The organism is Streptomyces zhihengii, assembly GCF_016919245.1.
GTDB classification, from domain to species: domain Bacteria; phylum Actinomycetota; class Actinomycetes; order Streptomycetales; family Streptomycetaceae; genus Streptomyces; species Streptomyces zhihengii.
Window position 1 is genome coordinate 1,810,101 of sequence record NZ_JAFEJA010000002.1, and the last position, 18,742, is coordinate 1,828,842.

Annotated in this window: 19 protein-coding genes; 8 read left to right on the forward strand and 11 right to left on the reverse strand. The window is 69.4% G+C overall.

Annotated features, from left to right (window positions below; genetic code table 11):
* The first annotated feature begins 39 nt into the window (after positions 1 to 39).
* Positions 40 to 243 (forward strand): hypothetical protein, encoded by a 204-nt coding sequence (locus tag JE024_RS35480; RefSeq protein WP_205377956.1) that lies wholly within the window; start codon positions 40 to 42, stop codon positions 241 to 243.
* 33 nt (positions 244 to 276) lie between these two features.
* Here the strand turns inward: JE024_RS35480 and JE024_RS35485 are convergent, their stop codons facing one another.
* The 3 genes from JE024_RS35485 to JE024_RS35495 all read right to left on the reverse strand — a co-directional run bounded on the left by JE024_RS35485 (position 277) and on the right by JE024_RS35495 (position 3,442).
* A complete protein-coding gene (locus JE024_RS35485; RefSeq protein ID WP_205377957.1) occupies positions 277 to 855 on the reverse strand; it encodes a TetR/AcrR family transcriptional regulator in 579 nt (192 codons plus the stop codon).
* 104 nt (positions 856 to 959) lie between these two features.
* A complete protein-coding gene (locus JE024_RS35490; protein ID WP_205377958.1) occupies positions 960 to 1,859 on the reverse strand; it encodes an SDR family NAD(P)-dependent oxidoreductase in 900 nt (299 codons plus the stop codon).
* A gap of 629 nt (positions 1,860 to 2,488) precedes the next feature.
* Complete coding sequence (locus tag JE024_RS35495; RefSeq protein ID WP_205377959.1) at positions 2,489 to 3,442, reverse strand: IS481 family transposase; 954 nt, start codon at positions 3,440 to 3,442, stop codon at positions 2,489 to 2,491.
* Positions 3,443 to 4,138: 696 nt separating this feature from the next.
* Here JE024_RS35495 and JE024_RS35500 point away from each other — a divergent pair.
* Positions 4,139 to 4,408, forward strand: a complete 270-nt coding sequence (locus tag JE024_RS35500) for a hypothetical protein (protein WP_205377960.1) — start codon at positions 4,139 to 4,141, stop codon at positions 4,406 to 4,408.
* 608 nt (positions 4,409 to 5,016) lie between these two features.
* Here JE024_RS35500 and JE024_RS35505 read toward each other — a convergent pair.
* Positions 5,017 to 5,628 (reverse strand): TetR/AcrR family transcriptional regulator, encoded by a 612-nt coding sequence (locus tag JE024_RS35505; protein ID WP_205377961.1) that lies wholly within the window; start codon positions 5,626 to 5,628, stop codon positions 5,017 to 5,019.
* Between the two features lie 114 nt (positions 5,629 to 5,742).
* Between JE024_RS35505 and JE024_RS35510 the strand changes: the two genes are divergently transcribed.
* Positions 5,743 to 6,564 (forward strand): SDR family NAD(P)-dependent oxidoreductase, encoded by an 822-nt coding sequence (locus tag JE024_RS35510; protein ID WP_244883422.1) that lies wholly within the window; start codon positions 5,743 to 5,745, stop codon positions 6,562 to 6,564.
* 376 nt (positions 6,565 to 6,940) lie between these two features.
* Positions 6,941 to 7,741: a bestrophin-like domain gene (locus tag JE024_RS35515; RefSeq protein WP_205377963.1), complete on the forward strand. Its 801-nt coding sequence runs from the start codon at positions 6,941 to 6,943 to the stop codon at positions 7,739 to 7,741.
* Between the two features lie 232 nt (positions 7,742 to 7,973).
* On the opposite strand, the gene JE024_RS35520 is transcribed toward JE024_RS35515, so the two are convergent.
* Positions 7,974 to 8,339, reverse strand: a complete 366-nt coding sequence (locus tag JE024_RS35520; RefSeq protein ID WP_205377964.1) for a hypothetical protein — start codon at positions 8,337 to 8,339, stop codon at positions 7,974 to 7,976.
* A gap of 433 nt (positions 8,340 to 8,772) precedes the next feature.
* Between JE024_RS35520 and JE024_RS35525 the strand changes: the two genes are divergently transcribed.
* The 3 genes from JE024_RS35525 (at position 8,773) to JE024_RS35535 (ending at position 11,732) form a co-directional block, all read left to right on the forward strand.
* On the forward strand, positions 8,773 to 10,095 hold the full coding sequence (locus JE024_RS35525; protein ID WP_205377965.1) for an APC family permease: 1,323 nt from the start codon (positions 8,773 to 8,775) through the stop codon (positions 10,093 to 10,095).
* A gap of 946 nt (positions 10,096 to 11,041) precedes the next feature.
* Positions 11,042 to 11,194, forward strand: coding sequence for a hypothetical protein (locus JE024_RS35530; RefSeq protein WP_205377966.1), 153 nt, complete (start codon positions 11,042 to 11,044; stop codon positions 11,192 to 11,194).
* 103 nt (positions 11,195 to 11,297) lie between these two features.
* On the forward strand, positions 11,298 to 11,732 hold the full coding sequence (locus tag JE024_RS35535) for an STAS domain-containing protein (RefSeq protein ID WP_205377967.1): 435 nt from the start codon (positions 11,298 to 11,300) through the stop codon (positions 11,730 to 11,732).
* Here the strand turns inward: JE024_RS35535 and JE024_RS35540 are convergent.
* The 4 genes from JE024_RS35540 to JE024_RS35555 all read right to left on the reverse strand — a co-directional run bounded on the left by JE024_RS35540 (position 11,720) and on the right by JE024_RS35555 (position 13,862).
* Positions 11,720 to 11,941: a hypothetical protein gene (locus JE024_RS35540; RefSeq protein WP_205377968.1), complete on the reverse strand. Its 222-nt coding sequence runs from the start codon at positions 11,939 to 11,941 to the stop codon at positions 11,720 to 11,722. The two genes, JE024_RS35535 and JE024_RS35540, sit on opposite strands and share 13 nt — an antisense overlap.
* Before the next feature lie 482 nt (positions 11,942 to 12,423).
* A complete protein-coding gene (locus tag JE024_RS35545) occupies positions 12,424 to 12,867 on the reverse strand; it encodes a DUF2267 domain-containing protein (protein WP_205377969.1) in 444 nt (147 codons plus the stop codon).
* A gap of 61 nt (positions 12,868 to 12,928) precedes the next feature.
* A complete protein-coding gene (locus JE024_RS35550; protein ID WP_205377970.1) occupies positions 12,929 to 13,324 on the reverse strand; it encodes a DUF2267 domain-containing protein in 396 nt (131 codons plus the stop codon).
* A 106-nt stretch (positions 13,325 to 13,430) separates the two neighbouring features.
* The gene (locus JE024_RS35555) at positions 13,431 to 13,862 is read right to left on the reverse strand and encodes an Hsp20/alpha crystallin family protein (protein ID WP_205377971.1); all 432 of its coding nucleotides are present in this window, start codon (positions 13,860 to 13,862) and stop codon (positions 13,431 to 13,433) included.
* A 126-nt stretch (positions 13,863 to 13,988) separates the two neighbouring features.
* Here JE024_RS35555 and JE024_RS35560 point away from each other — a divergent pair, with 126 nt between their 5' ends.
* A complete protein-coding gene (locus tag JE024_RS35560; protein WP_205378542.1) occupies positions 13,989 to 14,618 on the forward strand; it encodes a type III effector protein in 630 nt (209 codons plus the stop codon).
* A gap of 218 nt (positions 14,619 to 14,836) precedes the next feature.
* Here the strand turns inward: JE024_RS35560 and JE024_RS35565 are convergent, their stop codons facing one another.
* A complete protein-coding gene (locus JE024_RS35565) occupies positions 14,837 to 16,033 on the reverse strand; it encodes a PP2C family protein-serine/threonine phosphatase (RefSeq protein ID WP_205377972.1) in 1,197 nt (398 codons plus the stop codon).
* Between the two features lie 564 nt (positions 16,034 to 16,597).
* Positions 16,598 to 18,142, reverse strand: a complete 1,545-nt coding sequence (locus tag JE024_RS35570) for an FAD-dependent oxidoreductase (RefSeq protein ID WP_205377973.1) — start codon at positions 18,140 to 18,142, stop codon at positions 16,598 to 16,600.
* Between the last annotated feature and the right edge of the window lie 600 nt (positions 18,143 to 18,742).

Consider the following 18,742-nt stretch of genomic DNA (forward strand, 5'->3'; position numbering starts at 1 on the left):
GGACGTCCTCGTGTGGCAGCACCTGTGTCACCTATGACGATGACGAAAGTCATGTCCGGAGGCCGCGACGAGTGCGCCTTGACCCTCAACCCCCGAGGCAGCCGCAGTGACGGCGAGGTGTCCGACGAGCAAGGCTTCAACGAGCCGTCTGCGGTGTGCCACATTGCCGCGGCGCCGTTTCGGGTTGTCCACGTCTCCACCGACGGGATGCCGTCGACGGCCGAGTTGACGCAAATCGACTGACGCCTGGCCCTCCACACGACGATGAGGAGTTGCTCATCCTGAGGGTGCGAGACGCAGGCCGTCGAGCAAGGTGGCGAGGTAGCGGTGAGCGGTGACGATACGGTCGGCGGTTGAGCCGCCGTGGACATTCACGGCGTGGGCGATGCCGCACATGAGCGGGACGAGGTCGGCGGCAGCCAGATCTGCGCGGACGGCTCCGGCATCGCGGGCCCGGTCCAGGAGCGTAGCGCCCACCGCCGCGAGTGTCTGTTTGAGATCCGTGGTGCGCGGCAGGGCGTCGACGGGCGCGGCGGCGACCGGAGGTAGGGCGGCGTCGGTGAGCTGTGCTTCGACGACGCGGGAGAGGAACTTCCTCAGCGCACGCCAGGGATCGCTGTCCGCCATGGCCTGCTCGCCGTGCGCGACAAGGGTTTCCAGGCACGGGGCGGCGACGGCCTCCAGCAGTGCCTCGGGCGTGGCGAAGTGCCGGTAGACCGTGGCGACACCGACGCCTGCGCGGCGTGCGACATCGTTGAGCTGCAGTGTGGTGCCCTGGTCGACCAGGTCGCGGGCGACGGCGACGATCCGTTCCCAGTTGCGGGCGGCGTCCTTGCGCAGCGGTGTGGTCGGCATCCAGATTCCAGGTTGCTTGTCGTAGGCGGGGGTCGGCCGATCATATGCGGGGCGTACGGAGCCCGGCGGGGGGCGGGTCGTTCGACTCGCCCCCCGCCGGCTGCTCAGCGGTCCGCCGTGCGTGCAGCCGGTGCGTGAGTTTCGCTGAGCTGGCGTACGGCCTCGACGAGGCGCGGGTCAGTCGCTGCACGCAACGGGTTGGTGGGGCGCGCCCGGGGTCCGATGAGGAGGCCGGTCCGGTCGGTCAGTGCTTTGTCGGTGGCGGCGGTGATCGAGGGCCGTGCTGCTACGGATGCCGGACCGGATGTGGAACGGATGAACCGGCGGCGCACCAGCGGCCACAGCACCCGCAATGGCGGGGAGACGATCCGGGGGTCGGCCAGAGTGCCGTTCGTCATGTCGGTCGCGGCGCCTCCCGGATCGGCGGCGAAGACGCCGACGCCCGTGCCGTCCAGCCGCCTGGCCAGGTCGAGTGTGTAGGCGAGGTTGGCCAACTTGGCGCGCCCGTACCAGTGGAAGCCGTAGTAGCCGCCCGGCGGCTCCACGGCGTGGAAGCTGCGTTTGGCGACGCCGACCGCGGCGGAGGTCACGTTCACGATCCGGCTCGGCCCCCCGGCGACGAGCGTGGGCAGCAGCAACTCTGTCAGCAGGTACGGCGAGAGGTGGTTCACGACGAACGACGCCTCGACACCGTCAACCTGTTGCCGGTTGGCGAACATTGCGCCCACATTGTTGACCAGCACCGTCAACTGATCCCCCGATGCGGCATGGTCCGCAGCGATGCGCTCGGCCAGCGTCGCGACCTGGTCGAGCGAAGCGAGGTCCGCGGGCAGGAACCGGGCCAAAACGGCCGGCCCGGTCGCGCTGATCCGCTGCACCGCCTCGGCGCCCCGGCCGGGGTCGCGCCCCACCACAGTGACAGCGAACCCTGCCGCAGCCAGGCCCAGCGCCGTCTCCAAACCGATGCCCCCTGTGCCGGCCGTGACCACAGCTGTCTTCGGCATACACCCCTCCACAGTAATCGGATAAGTTATCCGCCTGGTGGAACTGTAGCAAAGGTGGATGACGTATCCGTTTTATTGGGAGGGGGGAGATTGCCCACACTGCTTGCCCGCCGGACGCGTCGCGGGCCCGGCGGTTGCTATCGACAGCAGCTGCGACCCCGCTCTGCCCGTGCGCAACCTTGCAAGAGCACGTCGAAGGGGCGGCGCTGACCGGTGTTGCGGCAGCAGTGCTCTGCGATGAGTTCCAGCGCTGGGCCGGTCACCCTCTTGAAACGGCCGCTCAAAGCGGCGCGGCGACAGGCGACGAGTGAGGGCCGCTGCGCCTTTGTACGGCGTTCCAGGGCAGGGACAACACGGCATCGAGGTGCCGCCGCAGGTGGTCGAAGCCCTGGGCGTGGGGAGCGCGCGCCGGTCGGCGTCACGGTCAGCAGCTTCCACTATCACTCCTCCATCACCCTGAGGGGGCCTCATCCCGTTCAGCTCCGACAAGCGCGAAGCATCCGGGAGCAATAGCCGCGACGCCATCGACGTCGAGTTCACCCTGGACACCGCGCCCCGTACCGTCCAGCCGCCGGACGACCTCGCAACCGCGCTCGCCGACGCCCCGAGCAACGGAGGCCTTCCACGGCCTAGCTGTATTGCCCTGTGAGGTTGGGGACGCGGCTGGCGGGTGGGTTGCCTGCGAGTGCGGTGTGTCCGCGGTGGTGATTGTAGAAGTGCAGCCAGTCCGGGAACGCGTCGCGTCGTGCCTGCTCTGACCGGTAGGGGCGGGCGTAGGCCCACTCGTCCAGCAGGGTGCGGTTGAAGCGTTCGACTTTGCCGTTGGTCTGGGGTCGGTAGGGCCGGGTTCGCTTGTGGGTGATCCCGGCCGCCGCGAGTGCGTCGCGCCAGTCACGGGAGCGATAGCAGGAGCCGTTGTCCGTCAGGACACGTTCGACGGTGATCCCTGCACCGGCGAAGAACTTCTCGGCTCGTGTCCAGAAGGCGGTCGCGGTCTCTTTGCGCTCGTCGGGGTGGATCTCGCTGTAGGCGAGGCGGGAGTGGTCGTCGACGGCGGTGTGGAGGTAGCTGTAGCCGGCGTTCTTGCGGGTTCTGCGGCCGGCCTGGCGGCCGAGGACCTTGTGGCCGCCGCCGTCGGGGATGTTGCCGAGCTTCTTGATGTCCACGTGGACGAGTTCGCCGGGCCGTTCGCGTTCGTAGCGGCGTATGACGCGGCCGGTGGCGCGGTCCAGATGAGTCAGCCGGGCCAGCCCGAACCGGGTCAGGACCCGGTGCACGGTCGAGGGCACGAGGTCCAGCAGGTGGGCGATGCGGGCCGGTCCCCAGCGGCGAAGGAGGCGGACTTTGATGATCCGGCGTTCGGTGCGGGTCGGTGTCCGGCGCGGGCTGTGGCGGGGGCGGGACGAACGGTCGGTCATGCCGGCGTCGCCGAGCGTCCGGTAGCGCTCGGCCCACCGCTGGGCGGTGGTCGGTGAGACCTGGAAGCGTTCCGCGGCCCGGCGAAGAGGCCAGCCGTCCTCGACCACGCAGCGGGCCAGGCGAAGGCGTCCGGTCTCGGTCAGGGGTGCATTACGGTGGGGCACGAGGGCCTTTCTGGTCGGTGCAGACGTCGCAATCCACACCGAACCCGGAAGGCCCTCACCCGTTCAACCCGCCTCAGCCGAGACCTGCATCACCCGTCCACAACCTCCCTGGACAGAACACCTAGCGCCCAGCCGACAGAAGGCCCACGTCACCTCCATCGAAGGGGTCAGGACCCAGGCCACCCGGCGGCGACACATCGCCAGGGCCGACCTCAGCCCCTCGTGACGCGGTCGCCCGACACTCCCTTGCTGAGAGGCGAAGGACGGCCGCGCCGATGGCGTCGATGGCCCTCAGGGGTGACCGCCGGCCTCTCGTGTCAACACGCACACGAGCCGGTACAGGGCAGGGGTAGGAGAGTTGAGGGTGCCGCATGGCGCTTGCATTGGTGATGCGCCCATGTGGGGAAGGCTCACCCCTTCGGCCTGGGGGCGTCGTGGCTGTGGCCGCGGCTTTGCGGTGTCCCAACCTCCCCGCTTGGGCCGGGTCTTCCGTACTCCTGGCGGTCGGGGCATGAGCGGGGTGAGTCGATTCTTTCGAAGCGGTCGCCGCCGGGGCGCTGGGAATTGGAACCAAGGTAAATTCGCTGCTCACCGACCTCGTCCTGGCCATGGCCGTAGCGATGACCATGTGGGCCGTCTGCCGCGATCACCAACGGTGGAAGAACGTCGTGGACAGCCCGCGCTTATCGTAGGCGGGTGAACGAGAAGCACACCGATACCGAAAACCTAGGGTGGGAGCTCATCGGCTGGGATAGCGACGAGCAAGCCGCACATGTCACTGACCTCAACCGAGTTGAGATCCTGGGGATCAGGGACCTGTTCCCCGCCAGGGACGACGACTTCCTTGAGACCGCAGTCTACGAGGTACCGCCCGCGCTGTACTCGGCGATGCGGAGCGCAATCCCGCACCTGGAGTTCCGTCCAGGGCTGGAATATCAGATCGGAGGGTTCCTGCTGTCCGTCTGAGCTTGCCGACCCGCCGGTGAGTCAAGGCATCGTGCCCACCTCATAGTGTGCAGGTCGAATGGCGATGGGGCAGGCCACGCGGGTAGCTGCCGTCAACGCTCAGTGGGACCTGGCCGATATGAGGGCGCGCCTCGAGCCTTGCGTCCTCGCAACCGCCGTGGCGTACGGCCACCTCCACGACCGGAGCACCTCCGCCTCGGCCCTGCTGACGACCATCGATGCTCATGCTCCGTATGCTGGGCTGTGCTGAGGGCCGGGGCATTTCCGTGAGCCGAGTGCTTCCGCCAGCCCGGCGTCGCCGCATTTTCCAGCTCAGACTCCGGCGTACCAGCGCGGTTCGCGCCGCTGCCTTTCGGCGACGAGTCGTGCGACTGGCGCATCCGCTCAGAACAGCCACCCGCCGTGGGTCCCAACTTTCGTCGAGACCCGGTACTTGTTCGCGGCGCCAGGAAGACGAGGTGTGCCCGGTGTGAGGAGTGGCGTTAGATCACCTGCGTCTGCGGTGAGTCGACTGGCGGCTCCGGCGACCCCGTGGCTGGAGGGCGACTTCTCTCTGCCGGGCAAGCCGGTCCTCCTGTGCGGCGGGAGGAAGTCCCCTCTGCTCCTGTTCAGGGGGCGAAGGCTCGGAGGGTCGATTCGACGAGGGAATCGGCGTACGCGGCGGTCAGCGGGGCGCTGCGGTGCAGCCACCGCTGGAACAGGGGAGCGTAGAGCACCTCCAGGACCAGGTCGAGATCGGCGTCGGGGTTGAGCTGGCCGGCTTCCTGGGCGCTGCGCAGGCGTGCCTTCTTCGCTTCGTCCAGTGGCCGGGCCAGTTTCTCCTGGTACTCGGCCGCCAGCGCCGCGTCGTTGACGATCTCGGTGTTGAGGGCGCGGATGAGCCGGTCGAAGGCGGGATCGGCGAACTCCTCCGCCGTGGCCCGCATGACGAGTTTGAGGTCCGTCTCGAGGTCGCCGGTGTCCGGCAGTGTGACCGGCTGCTCGTCGTTCTGTCGGTCGGCATTTTCGCTCAGGGCCAGTAGGGCGGCGAAGATGACCGCGCTCTTTGAGGGCCATCTTCGGTAGATCGTCTGCTTGCCGACGCCAGCCCGAGCGGCGATGGCCTCGACGGTGACCTTCTCGTACGGCTCTTCCGCGACCAGTTCGCGGGTCGCGGCGAGGATCGCCTGCCGGGACCGCTCCTTGCGCCGGGAGTGGTCCGGTCCCTTCTCGTTGGACATGGGGGCAGCCTACTCCACAAATAAAACAAGACGGTCCGTATTGCATGCACCCGACCGATGTCCTACGCTGATCGATACGAGACGGGCCGTTTACTTTACTCGAGGTGGGAATCCGTGACGGAATCGAAAGTCTGGCTCATCACCGGGGCCTCCCGCGGGCTGGGCAAGGCCTTCACCGAGGCCGCCCTGGCGGGCGGCGAGCGGGTGGTGGCCGCCGCCCGTAATGTCGAACCGCTGGAGGAACTTGCCGCCAAGTACCCCGGCCACCTGCTACCGCTCTCCATGGATGTCGCCGACCGCCAAGGCGTGTTCGACGGGGTGGAGCGGGCGGCGGCCGCGTTCGGGGGACTGGACATCGTCGTGAACAACGCCGGCGGCATGCTCTACGGCATGGTGGAGGAAGCCACGGAGGAGCAGATCCGCGCGCACCTCGACGTCAACTTCTTCGGCGCCGTCTGGGTCGCCCAGGCGGTCCTTCCCCATCTGCGCGCCCGGGGCGGCGGACGTCTTCTCCAGGTCACCTCGATGGGCAGCGGCGGTGGCATGGCCACCGTCGGCTACTACGGCGCGGGCAAGGCCGCACTGGACTCCGTCAGCGAGGCCCTCGCCATGGAGGTCGAACGCTTCGGCATCAAGGTCACCAACGTGCAGATGGGCGGCTACAACACCGGCCTGTTCACCACCGGCACCACCGCCACCGAACCCCTGCCGCACTACCAGGCCCTGCGCACGGAGATGGAGGAGATGTGGGGCGACACGACCGGCCCCGAGCCGGAGACCGCCGCCCCGGTCGTCATGGCACTGGCCGCCCTACCGGACCCGCCCCGACGGCTGATCGTCGGCAGCCAGTCCTTCGACCACGTCCTGGAAATGGACCGCGCACAAACGGAGCTGTACCGCTCCTGGGAGCACCTCAGCCGCCTCGCCCCCGGCTGATCGGCCCCCGCACCGGGCCGGCCCCGGCCCGCCCGCGGCCAACGAGGCGCACGGGTGCCGCACCTGGCGCCCCGGGGCACGCCCGCGCCCTACGGACGGCCAGGGGTAGCGGTTCCCTCCCTCGCCGTGACCGCCCGAACAAGCGAACACCGACCGCGACCCGGCCCAGTCGCCCTGTCGGTCGCCCCTCACTGCTGACGTGCAACTCCAGGACCGGCCAGGTCATAGGGCTGCTTCGTCCGCCTGGGCGAACCCAGGTCCCCCGGGCGGGGGCGAGCGAACGTTTCCCCTCTTCCACCCGTCCCACCAGCACCGAAAGGATCGTGACGCTCCGGCCGGCCGCCGGGCTCCGACTCCCTCCTGAAGGTGTCCCTCTGTGATCCTCGTCATCGTCGTCGCCGCCCTGGCTCTCCTCGCCGGTCTCGCCGCGAACCGCTGGCTGCGCCCCCGGTTGGTCACTGCCGACGACGACGAGGGCATGGCGGTCAAGGACCTCGTCGGCCCGCTGCTTACGATGACCGTCCTGCTGCTGTCGTTCGTCCTGGTCACCGCGAACGGCTCCTACGGCAAGGCCGAGGTCGCCGCCCGCGGCGAGGCCCGCGCCCTGGACCAGTTGGTGGAGACCGCGGAATATGCTCCGGCCGCGCAACGGGCCCGCATTCAGGCCGGCGCCGTCTGCTACGCCCGCGCCGTACGCGTCCAGGAATGGGAGGCGATGGCCGACGGCAACGGCTCACCCGCCCCGAGCGTGTGGTCCACCGGCTTCCGCGAGACCTTCGAATCCCTCGCCGGCGAGCCGGTCTTCGGCATGCTGGTCGCCGCGGACAACAAGCGCTCCGACGAACGCGAGGAACGCCTCACCCAGGCGACCTCCAGCATCCCGCCCACCATCTTCTGGTTCCTCCTAGCCACCCTCGTCATCACCGTCACCGCGCTGGGGATCTGCCTGCCCCGCAGGAACAACCGCGGTCAGATCGTCACCCTCGTCGTCATCACCGCCCTGCTCACCACGGCCCTGGTCATCATTCGCGACGTCGACCGCCCCTTCGGCGGCATCATCGACATCACGGCCACCGCGATCACCGAGACCGAACGCCAGGCCCAGCGCGACTTCACCGCCAACCACCCCGCCTCCGACCTGCCCTGCGACGACGACGGCAACCGCCGCACCGCCTGAGGACACCCGGACGAGACGGGCCGGCCTGCCGGCGAGCCCCGCGGGCCGCAAGGCCATCGGGATCTGCGCACCGGAATCTCACCCCCCGACGGCGGCCGCGCAACGACGAGGGTCAGCTTGCGGCCTGGCTGGCCACGCTCTTCGCTCGATCGCCCTCAGCCTCCGTGCCGCCCTCAGTGTCCGGCTCTGAGCCGAGGCCAGTCCGTTGCCCCCTCGGCTTGCTTCGCCAGGTCTAGTCGTAGGAGCTCTGCCCGGCGAGCAGGCTGCGCCAGCGGGGCTGCTCGGCGACCAGACTTGTCGCGGCCAGGGCCGTCACAACGACCGCTGCCCACGTCGGCCACGCCGCCCAGGAGGAAACGATCGCCGCGACGAAATGGATCAGCACCACGCAGATGGTCACCGCTCCCGGGACCGGGACGAGGATCTTTTCCCTCTCCATCCCGTTGTCTCCAGGGGTGACGAAGACTGCCAGTGCGGTGACCAGCACAATTACCGACCCGACGGCAAGGAGCAGGGAGTGCGGGGCGAGTGCCCAGGGCGTGGCGACCCACGCGACAAGCATGCTGAGGAAGCGGAGAGGATCCGCTAATCCGGTCATGAACCGACTGTCCCACAGAGCGGCCTCGTCGAACGGGTGATTCATTGAGCCGGCGGACGTTTAGCGAGTCCAGGGTGAGGGCGCCGCGAGGTCCGAGCGTGATGCGGGCGCCGTTCGGTGCCTCCCTCCTCGGCCTCATCAGCCGGCACACCAACTGCCTGTCCATTACGGCGACTACGGTGTGTTCCGCCTGACTTCCTCACCGAAGTTACGCGGCGCGGTCACGGAGCCGGGCTACCGCAACCGCGGCGAATGGGAGAGCATCGGCACAGGGACCGGCGGCCCCAGGCTTTCCGCGGCCGGTTCCCCGAGACTGCGGCCGAGGATGCTCGGTACCCGCCCCGTTGGCGTGCCGCGACGCGCCGGGAGACGGCGGTCGGCGGACGCGTGCGACGGTGCGCGTAACACTGCCGCGGGCGGGAACGGGCGTCTTATGCGACCACTCGATGCCCCGTCAAGGTCCGGGGGCGACGCCCCGGCACTCCGTCGTGTGTTGTCCACCCGGCTGCTGTACTTCTTCATCCTCGGTGACGTGCTCGGTGCCGGGGTGTATGTATTGATCGGCCAGGTGGCCGCTGTTTCCGGCGGCGCGGTCTGGGTGCCTCTCGTCACCGCTCTCGTACTGGCCCTGCTCACTGCGTCCTCCTACGCGGAACTGGCGACGAAGTACCCGCGCGCCGGCGGCGCGGCCCATTACGCGGGCCGTGCCTTTGGACCGGGGGCGGGCTTTGTGGCCGGCTTCTGCATGCTGACCGCCGGCATCGTCTCGGTCGCCGCGCTCGCGCGCGGCTTCGCCGGCGACTACCTGTCCGCATTCGTGTCCCTCCCCGTCGTCCTGGTCGCCGTCCTGTTCCTGGTGATCCTCGCGCTGGTCAACGCCCGGGGCATCAAGGAATCCATGGCGGCGAACGCCGTCGCCACCGTTGTCGAGGTCGGCGGACTGGCGGTCGTCGTCGTCCTTGGGGCCTGGATGATGCTGCGCGGCGACGCGGACACCGGGCGCCTGCTGCAACTGGGCACGCCTGAGAAGGGTGCCGCGGCGGCGGTGCTGGCCGGATCCGTCCTCGCCTTCTACTCCTTCGTCGGATTCGAGACCTCTGTCAACGTTGCCGAGGAGACCCGCGACCCCCGGCGCTCCTATCCCCGCGCGCTGTTCGCGGCACTCGCCACGGCCGGGCTGGTTTACGTCCTGGTAGGCCTCGCCGCCTCCGCGACCGTGCCCACCGCGCGACTGACGGAGTCCAGCGGCCCGCTGCTCGAGGTGGTGCGTGCCGCAGGCGGTGTGCCCCCGCTCCTGTTCAGCGCCGTCGCATTGGTGGCGGTGGCCAACGGGGCTCTCCTGACCGGCATCATGTCGTCCCGCCTCGCGTACGGGATGGCGCGCGACGGGCTTCTCCCAAAAGCCCTGACACGCGTGCTGCCCCGGCGGCGCACCCCGTGGGCGGCGATCGCCGCCACCACCCTCCCGGCGCTGCTGCTCGCCCTGACCGGCAGCGTGGCCACCCTCGCCGCCACGCTCGTACTCCTCCTGCTCGTCGTCTTCCTGCTGGTCAACCTTGCGGTGCTGGGCCTGCGGAAGGAGCCGGGATGCGAAGGTCATTTCCGCGCGCCGACGGTGCTCCCGGCCCTCGGGGCCGCTTCCTGCGTGCTGCTGGCGACGCAGGTGGAAGCGGCCGTCTGGGCGCGCGGTTCAGTGATCCTGGGCGCCGCCGTCATTCTTGGCCTCGTTGCCACCCGGCTGCGCCGCTCCTCATGATCAGCCAGCGGTCTCCTTCAGACGTGTCGGAGAACGGATGGCGCTGAGAAGGGTCGGCGCGCATTCTGTCCGGGCGTCGTGGGCGCGTTCGTCCTGGTGACGATGCACTCCGCGAGCTCGCTGTTCGCCGCAGTGCTGACGATTCTTGGCTCGGCTTTAGAACTGCTTGCCCTGGCACAGAAGCCGGCCGCCGCCTGTCGGGCATCCGGCAACGACAGCGCAGGGCAGGTGAGGCCTCAGATGCTGCGTGTCCGTGGAACGAAGTTATCCCGACGTGCAGCGAACCGATCGTCCCGACCGGCGGTGGGGAGCTCGCTATGGGAAACACGTACCGGCAATAGCCGACGACCGGGGAGGGTGAGCAACGTGGACGCAGTACTTCCGTCGCAGGGCGACGAGCACGGCATCGTGGTGATCACGATCTATAGCGGCTCGGCCCACGACCAGCAGGCCGGTCTGGACCGATAGCTCGAAGACGTGATGCGTGCCCGCTCACCCGGCCCCGCCGATGTCGAGGACGCCGCACCGTGCGACGACCGCGCTGGCGGTGCGGTGTGCCCATCGGCGGTGCAGCGATCTGGACGTGCTGATGTCGGTGATGACACGCAGCGCCGCCGTGCGGCTCCCTGCTGCAGAAGGGAAAGATTCTAGCTGGGTAGCTGGGCACGGTCTGGTCACTCACCCACGGATGGATGCCACGCTTGCCGCCAGGAGCCATGCGTGTTCGGGCCGGAGTCGGCGATCGCTGCGCCCAGCCCGGCGGAGGTGAGGGGGCACCGCCTGAAGCTCAATGGACGTGGCACGGCAGTGTGGTGGCGACCTGGCCTCGTTGCGCCTGACATGGCACAACTTTCACTCGTTTTGCCCTGTATGTGGGTGGGTATGTCCTGCAGACGCGCGATCTGCGCACCGGCCAGCAGAGCAACAATGATCAGAAGGGGCAGTCATGAGCACCATTCGCGGGGCGGCCAAGCTCATACGTGGAAAGAAGCAGGAAGCGGACGGTAAGGCGCTCGGCGATGTGCGGCTGCGAGAAGCCGGCCGTCGCCTTGCAGGAGAAGGCAAAGCGGAGCTGAAAAAGAGCCGGACCGGCCACTGAACCTGGGCGCCTCAGCGGGCCGGCCGTGCCGTCCGCGTATTCCGACCCCGGGGCACCAGGCTCAGCACCACGTCGCTCGACGGCCAAACAAAGGAAGGCGATCATGAAATCGGCTCACGGGAGCCTGCCCGACCATAGGCACCAGAACCAGGCTGCTCCGGGACCCGCCCCGCCCCAGTGCGAAGTCGACCACGCGGTGCTCCACGTCACCGGGGAACTGGACATGAGTACCGCCCCCAGCCTCTATCGACGAGGGACTGCCGCGTTGTCGTCACCCGACGTAGCTCTCATCCTCGACCTTTCGCAGCTCTCGTTCTGCGACTCGTCCGGATTCAACACGCTGCTGCGTCTGCGCCGCCGCGCCCAGGAAGCCAGGGGCCTCGCGCTGGTCGCCCCGCCGGAGCAGGTCCTGCGGCTTCTCGCTCTGTGCGGCGATGACGACATCATCCCCGTACACCCCGACCTCGCGACGGCGTGGGCCGAGACGCCCCCGCGCATGGCCGGAGGACTGCCACCGGATGGCACTCAGCAGCAGTGACCCACCCACCTCGCACCGGTACGTCTCATCTCGGTGGCCATGGTGTAGTCGAAATCGAGCTTGTCGATCATCAGCCCGTCGACCTGTCGCCTCGAGATCGAGGCTCCCGTCTCGCTCGGCCAGCCGCCGATCTTCATCGGCGCGTAGGCCGACGATAGAAACGCCTGCGTCTCCTGAAGGCCCTGACTGTGAAACGACAGCGTCTGCACCGGTCTTCCAGCAAACAAGCCCCGCTCCCCATTGGCGCCGCCCCCTTGACTGCCGAGCGATACCACGCCGGAAGTGACAGGCAGACCGCAGGTCGAGCCAACTCCTGCAGCCCTGTAAGGCTCCGGTAGCTGACAACGGCAGCATTCGATGGTGCTCCACCATCCTGGCCAACAGGAGCGGGGCGTAGTTTCGAGTCGAGCTGGGACGATCCGACCATGGCAGGCGCCGCCGGCCCATTGGCCACGTCTGCCTCGGCCTGAGACGGCGGGCTTTAGCACCTGTCCGGCGGCTTCGGAGCTGGCCGCCGCGCGTACTGGCGGGGCCGGTTGGGCGTCCGGCGCCTGCGTCTCCATCGGGGCTCAGGTCCTGTCCGGAGCGCCGATGTGGCGCCGGGCTCCGCGCCCCGCTTGCTGCGGCGTGCGGGAGCCGGGCGCCATCGTTTGACTCTGTCATGGTGCGGACGGGAGGGCACCTGGACCGGTTATGCGGCCGGGGTGAGTTCGGCGCGGCCGAACAGCAGTGCGTAGCCGGTGGGGAGTTGGTGCAGGATGCGGGTGATGAGGTCGGGTCCGGCATGGGCGGTGACGGCCGCGAAGACGGAGCCGGTGTCCCACCGGGTTGTGGCCAGGGATGCACCGTTGCGGGTGGCGAGGTCCTTGACGAATGCCCAGCCTCCCAGCGGCTGGGGGTCGGGGGTTTGGACGGTTAGGACGCGTGCGGCTTCCAGGGGCAGGCAGGCGGCCAGGTCGACGCGTTCGTCGCCGGTCAGCTGGCGTCCCAGTCCTGCCAGGACCAGACGGACAGCTTGGTCGGCTCGCTCGCGGGTGGGGTAGGCGCCTTCGTAGCGGACCTTCTCCAGCATCTGCTCGTACGCCGTCGAGTACGGCTGCTGGTGTTCGAGCGGTGCGCGCACGTCGGTGATCACTGCGGTGGATGCCTTTCGTCAAGCCAGGGTCTTGTGGGTGCCGGTGTGCGGCACCCGGTGGTCAGGTGGGTTGGGGGCGGCCGAAGAGGAGGTCGTAGCCGGCGGGGAGCTGGAGCAGGATCTGGCCCAGTAGTTCGTCGCCGGTGGCGTCGGCGACTGTGGACAGCACGGCGCTGACGTCCCAGGCCGCGGTCTGCTCGGTGGCGCCCTCGATCCAGGCGGCGGTCGCCCGCACGAATCGCTCCGGCGGCAGCGGCTCGGCGCTTTGGAGCGGGTTGAGCAGGATCAGGGCGTATCCCTCCGGCAGGCGTGCCGCGAGCTGGGCGCGGACCTCGCCGACCAGGTGTGCGCCGAGCAGGGCGAGAACCACACGGGCCGCGCGTTCGGCTTCCTCCGCAGTGCCGTACTCTCCGCGTTCCTTGACGTGGTCGAGAAACGCTTCGTGTCGCAGAGTCATCTCGACAGCCACCTCTTCTTGTTCTTCGAACTGCCCCGCGGGGGTGCGGAGGACGGGGCGAGGGGAAGGTCAGGTACCCGCGTCCTCCGCACCGGTCCGGCCGGCTCTAGCCGGAAATCTCCTTGTGTCCGGAACCGACGCCGATGGAGATCTTGCGAGGCTTGGCACGCTCGGCGATCGGGATGCGGAGGGTGAGCACACCCGCGTCGTAGTCGGCCTTGATGTGCTCGGTGTCGAGGGTGTCGGCGAGCACGATCTGGCGGGAGAAGGCACCCAGGGGCCGCTCCGACAGTTCCATCTGCACGTCATCGGCCTTGGCCACCGGCCGGCGCTCGGCCTTGACGGTGAGCATGTTCCGTTCGACGTCGATGTCGATCGCGTCCGCTGTGACGCCGGGAAGATCGAAGGCCACCACGTACTGGTCGCCCTCGCGGTAGGCGTCCATCGGCATAGCCGACGGCTTCGACCAGGTCCCCGGTACCAGCAGCTGCTGCGTCAGCCGGTCCAGCTCACGGAAGGGGTCAGTGCGCATCAACATCGTGAAAACACCTCCAGAAGGTTCAGGCAGTAACTGCCAATGCGCCTCACTGACACTGTTGTAACATGTCATCCAATGGATGACAAACAAGCTGTCATCAATGCGATGACAACCAGGGAGGTGCTCGTGACCCCGGCCGACCAACCGCCCACGACCGGCAACGACGCCCACAGCCCGGCGTCCTTCCTCGCTGCCTCAGCGGCCCTCGACGCCATAGAGGACGCCATGCGCGAAGCCCGGCAGAAAGCTCCGCACGCGTCCGATGCAGGGCCGCGCCCGGAGCAGGCCCTGGCCTCACTGATGCTGCTGCGCCAGCTCCGCGAGCAGCTCGCCGGATGGGAAACCGGCCTGATCGAAACCGCGCGCGACGCAGGCGCCAGCTGGGCCGACCTTGCCCAGCCCCTCGGCGTCTCCAGCCGCCAGGCCGCCGAGCGCCGCTACCTGCGCGGCCGCCCCGGCCCTGCCGGGGTCACCGGCGAACAGCGCGTGACAGCCACCCGCCAGGCCCGTGCCGCCGACCGAAGCACCGCCGCCCGGGCCCGCCGCAACGCCGCCGACTTGAGACGTCTCGCCGGTCAAATCACCGCACTCGCCGACCTACCCGCCGCGGCCCGCCGCGCGCTCAGTGAACTCGACGAGGCCCTCGCCCACGACGACCCCGCCGACCTCATCGCCCCGCTGACCGCCACCCGCCCCCATCTGGCCGCCGCACACCCCGACCTCGTCGCCCGGCTCGACACCCTCACCGCCCCGTAATACGGGCCAATGCCATCCGCCCGCCGACGACGCCGGACCAAAGGTCTGCAGGTTGCCGACCCCGCCGCACCTGGCGTCCGGGCCCGCTGGGACATCGGTTGCTCAGGATCTGCGCTGCCTCACCCAGCCAGGCAGACTGCGCGGCCGCGATCGAGCTGGGGCGGCCAGGGCAAATGGGATGCCCCTAACGTGCCGCCGTAGCGGCACGGAGCGGGGCGTCAGGTGTTGGCGCCCGCGTGTGTGTGGCGTTCTGCCGGGGGGCCGTGCCAGTCGAGGCACAGGAGGGTGGCGTCGTCCTGGAGGTGGCCGTTGCTGGCGTCGGTCACGGCGGCGGTGAGGGTGCGGACGACTTCGCGGGGGTGTTCGCCGGTGGTGTCGCGCAGCAGGCCGGGCAGGTCGACGGTTTCTGCGCCGCGTTCTTGCATGCCGTCGGTGTAGAGGATGAGGCGGTCGCCGGGGCGCAGGTCGAGGTGTTGGACGCGGTAGGGGATGGGGGAGGTGACGCCGAAGGGGAGGTTGACGGAGAGGTCGGGTTGGTGGACGTGGCCGTCGCGCAGGAGGAACGGGGGCGGGTGGCCGGCGTTGATGATGCGGGTGCCGCTGCCGTCGAGGGCGATGCGGAGCAGCTGGCCGGTGGCGAAGGTGTCGTGGCCGTGGTCGAGGAGGGCCTGGTGGGTGCGGCGGGCCTGCTCGGCCAGTTCGACTCCGGCTCGGCGGGCTCGGCGGGAGGCGTTGACGGCGAGGGTGGCCATGAGGGAGGCCTCGATGTCGTGGCCCATGGCGTCGGTGATCGACAGGTGCAGGGTGTCGAGGTCGAGGGTGTAGTCGTAGGTGTCGCCGGCGATGCTGTCCGCGGGTACGAGGGCGGCGGCGAGGGTGAACTCGGCGGCTTCGCAGGAGGGCGCCGAGGGCAGGAGCTGGTGCTGGATCTCGGCGCCGAGGCTGAGTTCGGTGGTGCGCTGGCCCCAGTGGTAGAGGTCGGTGAAGCGCCGGTCGGTGACGATGATGTAGGCCAGCGCGTGCGCGGCCTCCTGGACCTCCTTGAAGACCTCGTCGCCGATGCCGGGCAGGAGGACCTCCAGCACGCCGAGGGTGTCGCCGCGGTTGGTGACCGGTGCCAGCAGCCGCCGCTGCGAGCCGCCGCCGGGGACGTGGATGAGTTTCTGGGTGCGCAGGACCTCGTCGTAGGCGCTTCCCGCGAGCGGGATCTGCTCGGCCCGGCGACCCTGCGGCGATTCCGCGTCCTCACTGACCCGCACCACCTGCCGGCCGATCACGTCGACGAACAGGAAGGACACGTACCGCGCGCCGAACCGCTCGCGCAGGTTGCGTGCCACGACGTCGAGCGAACCGGCCGGGGCGTGGTCCTCCGCCGCGGCGAGGACATCGGCCAGCACCATCCGCCCATGCGCCATGATCACCCTCCACCCTTCCGCGGACCGGTGCGGGATGCACCGTCCGCTTCTTTCACCATCGCGCACGCCGCCCGTGGGAGCGCGGCGGCGCCCCCGCGCGCCGCGGCGGATCCACCGGCGGCTGGGGACCGCAGGGGAGGCCGTGCACGCCGACCGGTCCTCGTTGCGACAGCGGTCACCGCCGGCCGGCCGCCTTTCAGCCTGTCCGCCACCGGTCCGCCCCGGCTGATCAGGCCTCGATCGTCGAGAGTGCCGAGCGCGCTGCTGCCTGCCTCTCGGCTCGCAGGGTTCCTTGCCGAACGCTTTGGGGGCGGAAGGCGGCCGCCGGGCAGCGTCTGGTCACGCTCACCGGGCTGGGTCAGTCGTCTCTCCGGCGCTCCCGTGAGCCGGGGCCGGGCACCGCCCACCCGCGCGACGGCCGCTCTGACCGGCCGGGAGTCGCGTTGCGGCGGACCTCCCCGGACGAGCCGACGCGAGGCGCTGCAGGCTGCGCGGGTCGAACAGCGACACGAGGCTTCGCCCTGTCCTGAGCTCCGTTACCGGTCGACTCGAGGACTGGCCTCTTCATTCGACGAACGGATCTCGTTTCTCCAAGGGGTGCACAGCGGGGCCGTGCAGCACCTTGCCGTCCACGCCGAAACGGGATCCGTGGCACGGACACTCCCAGGCGACTTCGGCTTCGTTGAAGGCGACCAGGCAGCCCAGGTGGGTACACCGCGCCGATACCGCGTTCAGAGAGCCGTCGGGTGCGCGGTAGACAGCACAGGGACGGCCCTCGACGCGAACCACTGTGCCCCTGCCAGGGGGAATGTCCTCCACACTGTTCGCGGGCCCGGCCTTCAGCCGATCGCCGATGAAGTGCTGGGCGACCTCGGCCTGTTGGCGCAGGAGGGTGGGTGCCTGCTTGAGCGTGCTCGCCAGTCGGCGCGGATCGTGCAACCCCGCCCAGGGCAGTGCCTCGCCCACCCCGGTTACCAGGGCCGCGAGCAGCCGCCCTGCGAGGACCCCGCCGGTCATGCCCCAGCCGCCGAAGCCGGTGGCCACCCAGGTATGCCGGGCGCCGGGATGGAACGCTCCGATCAACGGCACCGTGTCGCTCGGGTCGTTGTCCTGTGCTGCCCACCGGTAGGCGGTGGCCTCCACGGGAAATCGCTCGCGCATCCATGAGTCCAGCTCCCGGAACGACGCGTGCGGGTCCCCGGTCCCGGGAGTGAAGCTCTCTCCCGTCACGACGAGCAGCCGACGTCCCGGATCGAGCGGAGCGGAGCGCACCGAGCGCTTGCCCTCGTCCTCAGTGATGTACATGCCCCGCGGTGCCTGGTGCTCGGCGATCGGCGCGGCGACGACGAGTTCGCGTCGCGGGGACATCCGGGCGAAGAGCAGAGCCCGATCGAAGACGGGGTAGTGCGTTGCGACGACCACGTCACGTGCCACCACCTGCGACCCGTCCTCGGTGGTCACCCGGCACGGCGTGCCCTCGGACAGCTTTGTCACTCGGCTGTTCTCGAAGACGCGTACCCCTCGCGCGGTGAGTTCTCTGACCAGGGCGAGCAGGTATTTGCGCGGGTGGAACTGGAGCTGGTCGGAGAGCCGGACGGCGCCGGCCTTCGCGAACGGCAGCTCCGTCGTCGTCACGTACCCCGCCGGGAGGCCTGCGTCGGCAGCGGCGCGGGCCTCGGCCTCGATATCCGGGCGCGACGCGGGGTCCGTGCCGTAGGTGTAGGCGGCGGCCCGCTCCAGGTCGCAGTCGATGGCCAGTTCCTCCACCACGGAGGCGAGCCGTTCCACCGCGTCGTGCTGAGCTGCCGCGTAGAGCCGTGCCGCGTCCCTGCCCTGCTTACGGGCGAGGTTCTGGTACACGAGGGAGTGCAGTGCGGAGACCTTCGCGGTGGTGTGCCCGGTGACGCCCGCGGCCACGCGGTCCGCCTCCAGCACCACGACGCTTCGTCCGGCCCTGGATAGCTCCCAGGCGGTGCTCAGGCCGGCGATACCTGCGCCCACGACGGCCACGTCTGCCGTGGTGGTGCCGCGCAGTGGCGGGAAGGAGGTCTCCGGCGTGCTGAGCATCCAGTAGGAGCCAGCCTGGCCGGGGAGCGAGGGAACGGTCATGAGGGCCTCCGCGCGTCCCGAGACGGTGTGCTCGGCGAGTGCCCGGGCGCGGGCGTTCCACACGCTGCCTCCGGAGCGGCCGAGTGACGCAAAGACTTGTGCCGAGGATCGAGGGATCGAACACGGTCGACCGTCGGGACCGTCTCAGGCGTCCCGGAGGCGAACTGAGCCTTGCAACCGAACCCACGCGGTGGTGCCAGGCGCTCCGGCAGGTTAGGCGCTTTGTCTGCTTTCCCCGGCCGTGAGGTGCCGCGGGCGGAGAGGCGGCGCAAGAGGTCGTATGTGGTAGCCACGTGCTTACGAGGCTCGCACAGACTGCCGTTCCCCCGAACGGCCTGTCCTTGTCATCAGTGGCTTTTGTTTCGCCGACAGGTAGGGGCGGGGCAGCCGTTTCGCCGCCCCGCCCCTCATCCATCCGGTGTGCCGTCACGACCCACCACAGCAAGACGGCACCAACGGGGGGTACCCGCTCACAGGTGCCCAAACATTCTTGCGACCTGCTCGGTTAAACGACGGCTGGGCGCGTCGTTCGAGTAACGAGTCCCGCGTCATCCGGGTCACGCTCACAGTGTCGGGTCCGGGCCGGGGCCACATCTGGAA

Excerpts from the sequence above, each read along its gene's own strand:
- JE024_RS35520 (WP_205377964.1), bottom strand. The coding sequence starts at position 8,339 with ATGACCGGATTAGCGGATCCTCTCCGCTTCCTCAGCATGCTTGTCGCG.
- JE024_RS35535 (WP_205377967.1), top strand. The coding sequence starts at position 11,298 with ATGAAATCGGCTCACGGGAGCCTGCCCGACCATAGGCACCAGAACCAG.
- JE024_RS35480 (WP_205377956.1), top strand. The coding sequence starts at position 40 with ATGACGAAAGTCATGTCCGGAGGCCGCGACGAGTGCGCCTTGACCCTC.
- JE024_RS35565 (WP_205377972.1), bottom strand. The coding sequence starts at position 16,033 with ATGGCGCATGGGCGGATGGTGCTGGCCGATGTCCTCGCCGCGGCGGAG.
- JE024_RS35555 (WP_205377971.1), bottom strand. The coding sequence starts at position 13,862 with ATGTTGATGCGCACTGACCCCTTCCGTGAGCTGGACCGGCTGACGCAG.
- JE024_RS35550 (WP_205377970.1), bottom strand. The coding sequence starts at position 13,324 with ATGACTCTGCGACACGAAGCGTTTCTCGACCACGTCAAGGAACGCGGA.
- JE024_RS35485 (WP_205377957.1), bottom strand. The coding sequence starts at position 855 with ATGCCGACCACACCGCTGCGCAAGGACGCCGCCCGCAACTGGGAACGG.
- JE024_RS35490 (WP_205377958.1), bottom strand. The coding sequence starts at position 1,859 with ATGCCGAAGACAGCTGTGGTCACGGCCGGCACAGGGGGCATCGGTTTG.
- JE024_RS35525 (WP_205377965.1), top strand. The coding sequence starts at position 8,773 with ATGCGACCACTCGATGCCCCGTCAAGGTCCGGGGGCGACGCCCCGGCA.
- JE024_RS35530 (WP_205377966.1), top strand. The coding sequence starts at position 11,042 with ATGAGCACCATTCGCGGGGCGGCCAAGCTCATACGTGGAAAGAAGCAG.
- JE024_RS35505 (WP_205377961.1), bottom strand. The coding sequence starts at position 5,628 with ATGTCCAACGAGAAGGGACCGGACCACTCCCGGCGCAAGGAGCGGTCC.
- JE024_RS35570 (WP_205377973.1), bottom strand. The coding sequence starts at position 18,142 with ATGACCGTTCCCTCGCTCCCCGGCCAGGCTGGCTCCTACTGGATGCTC.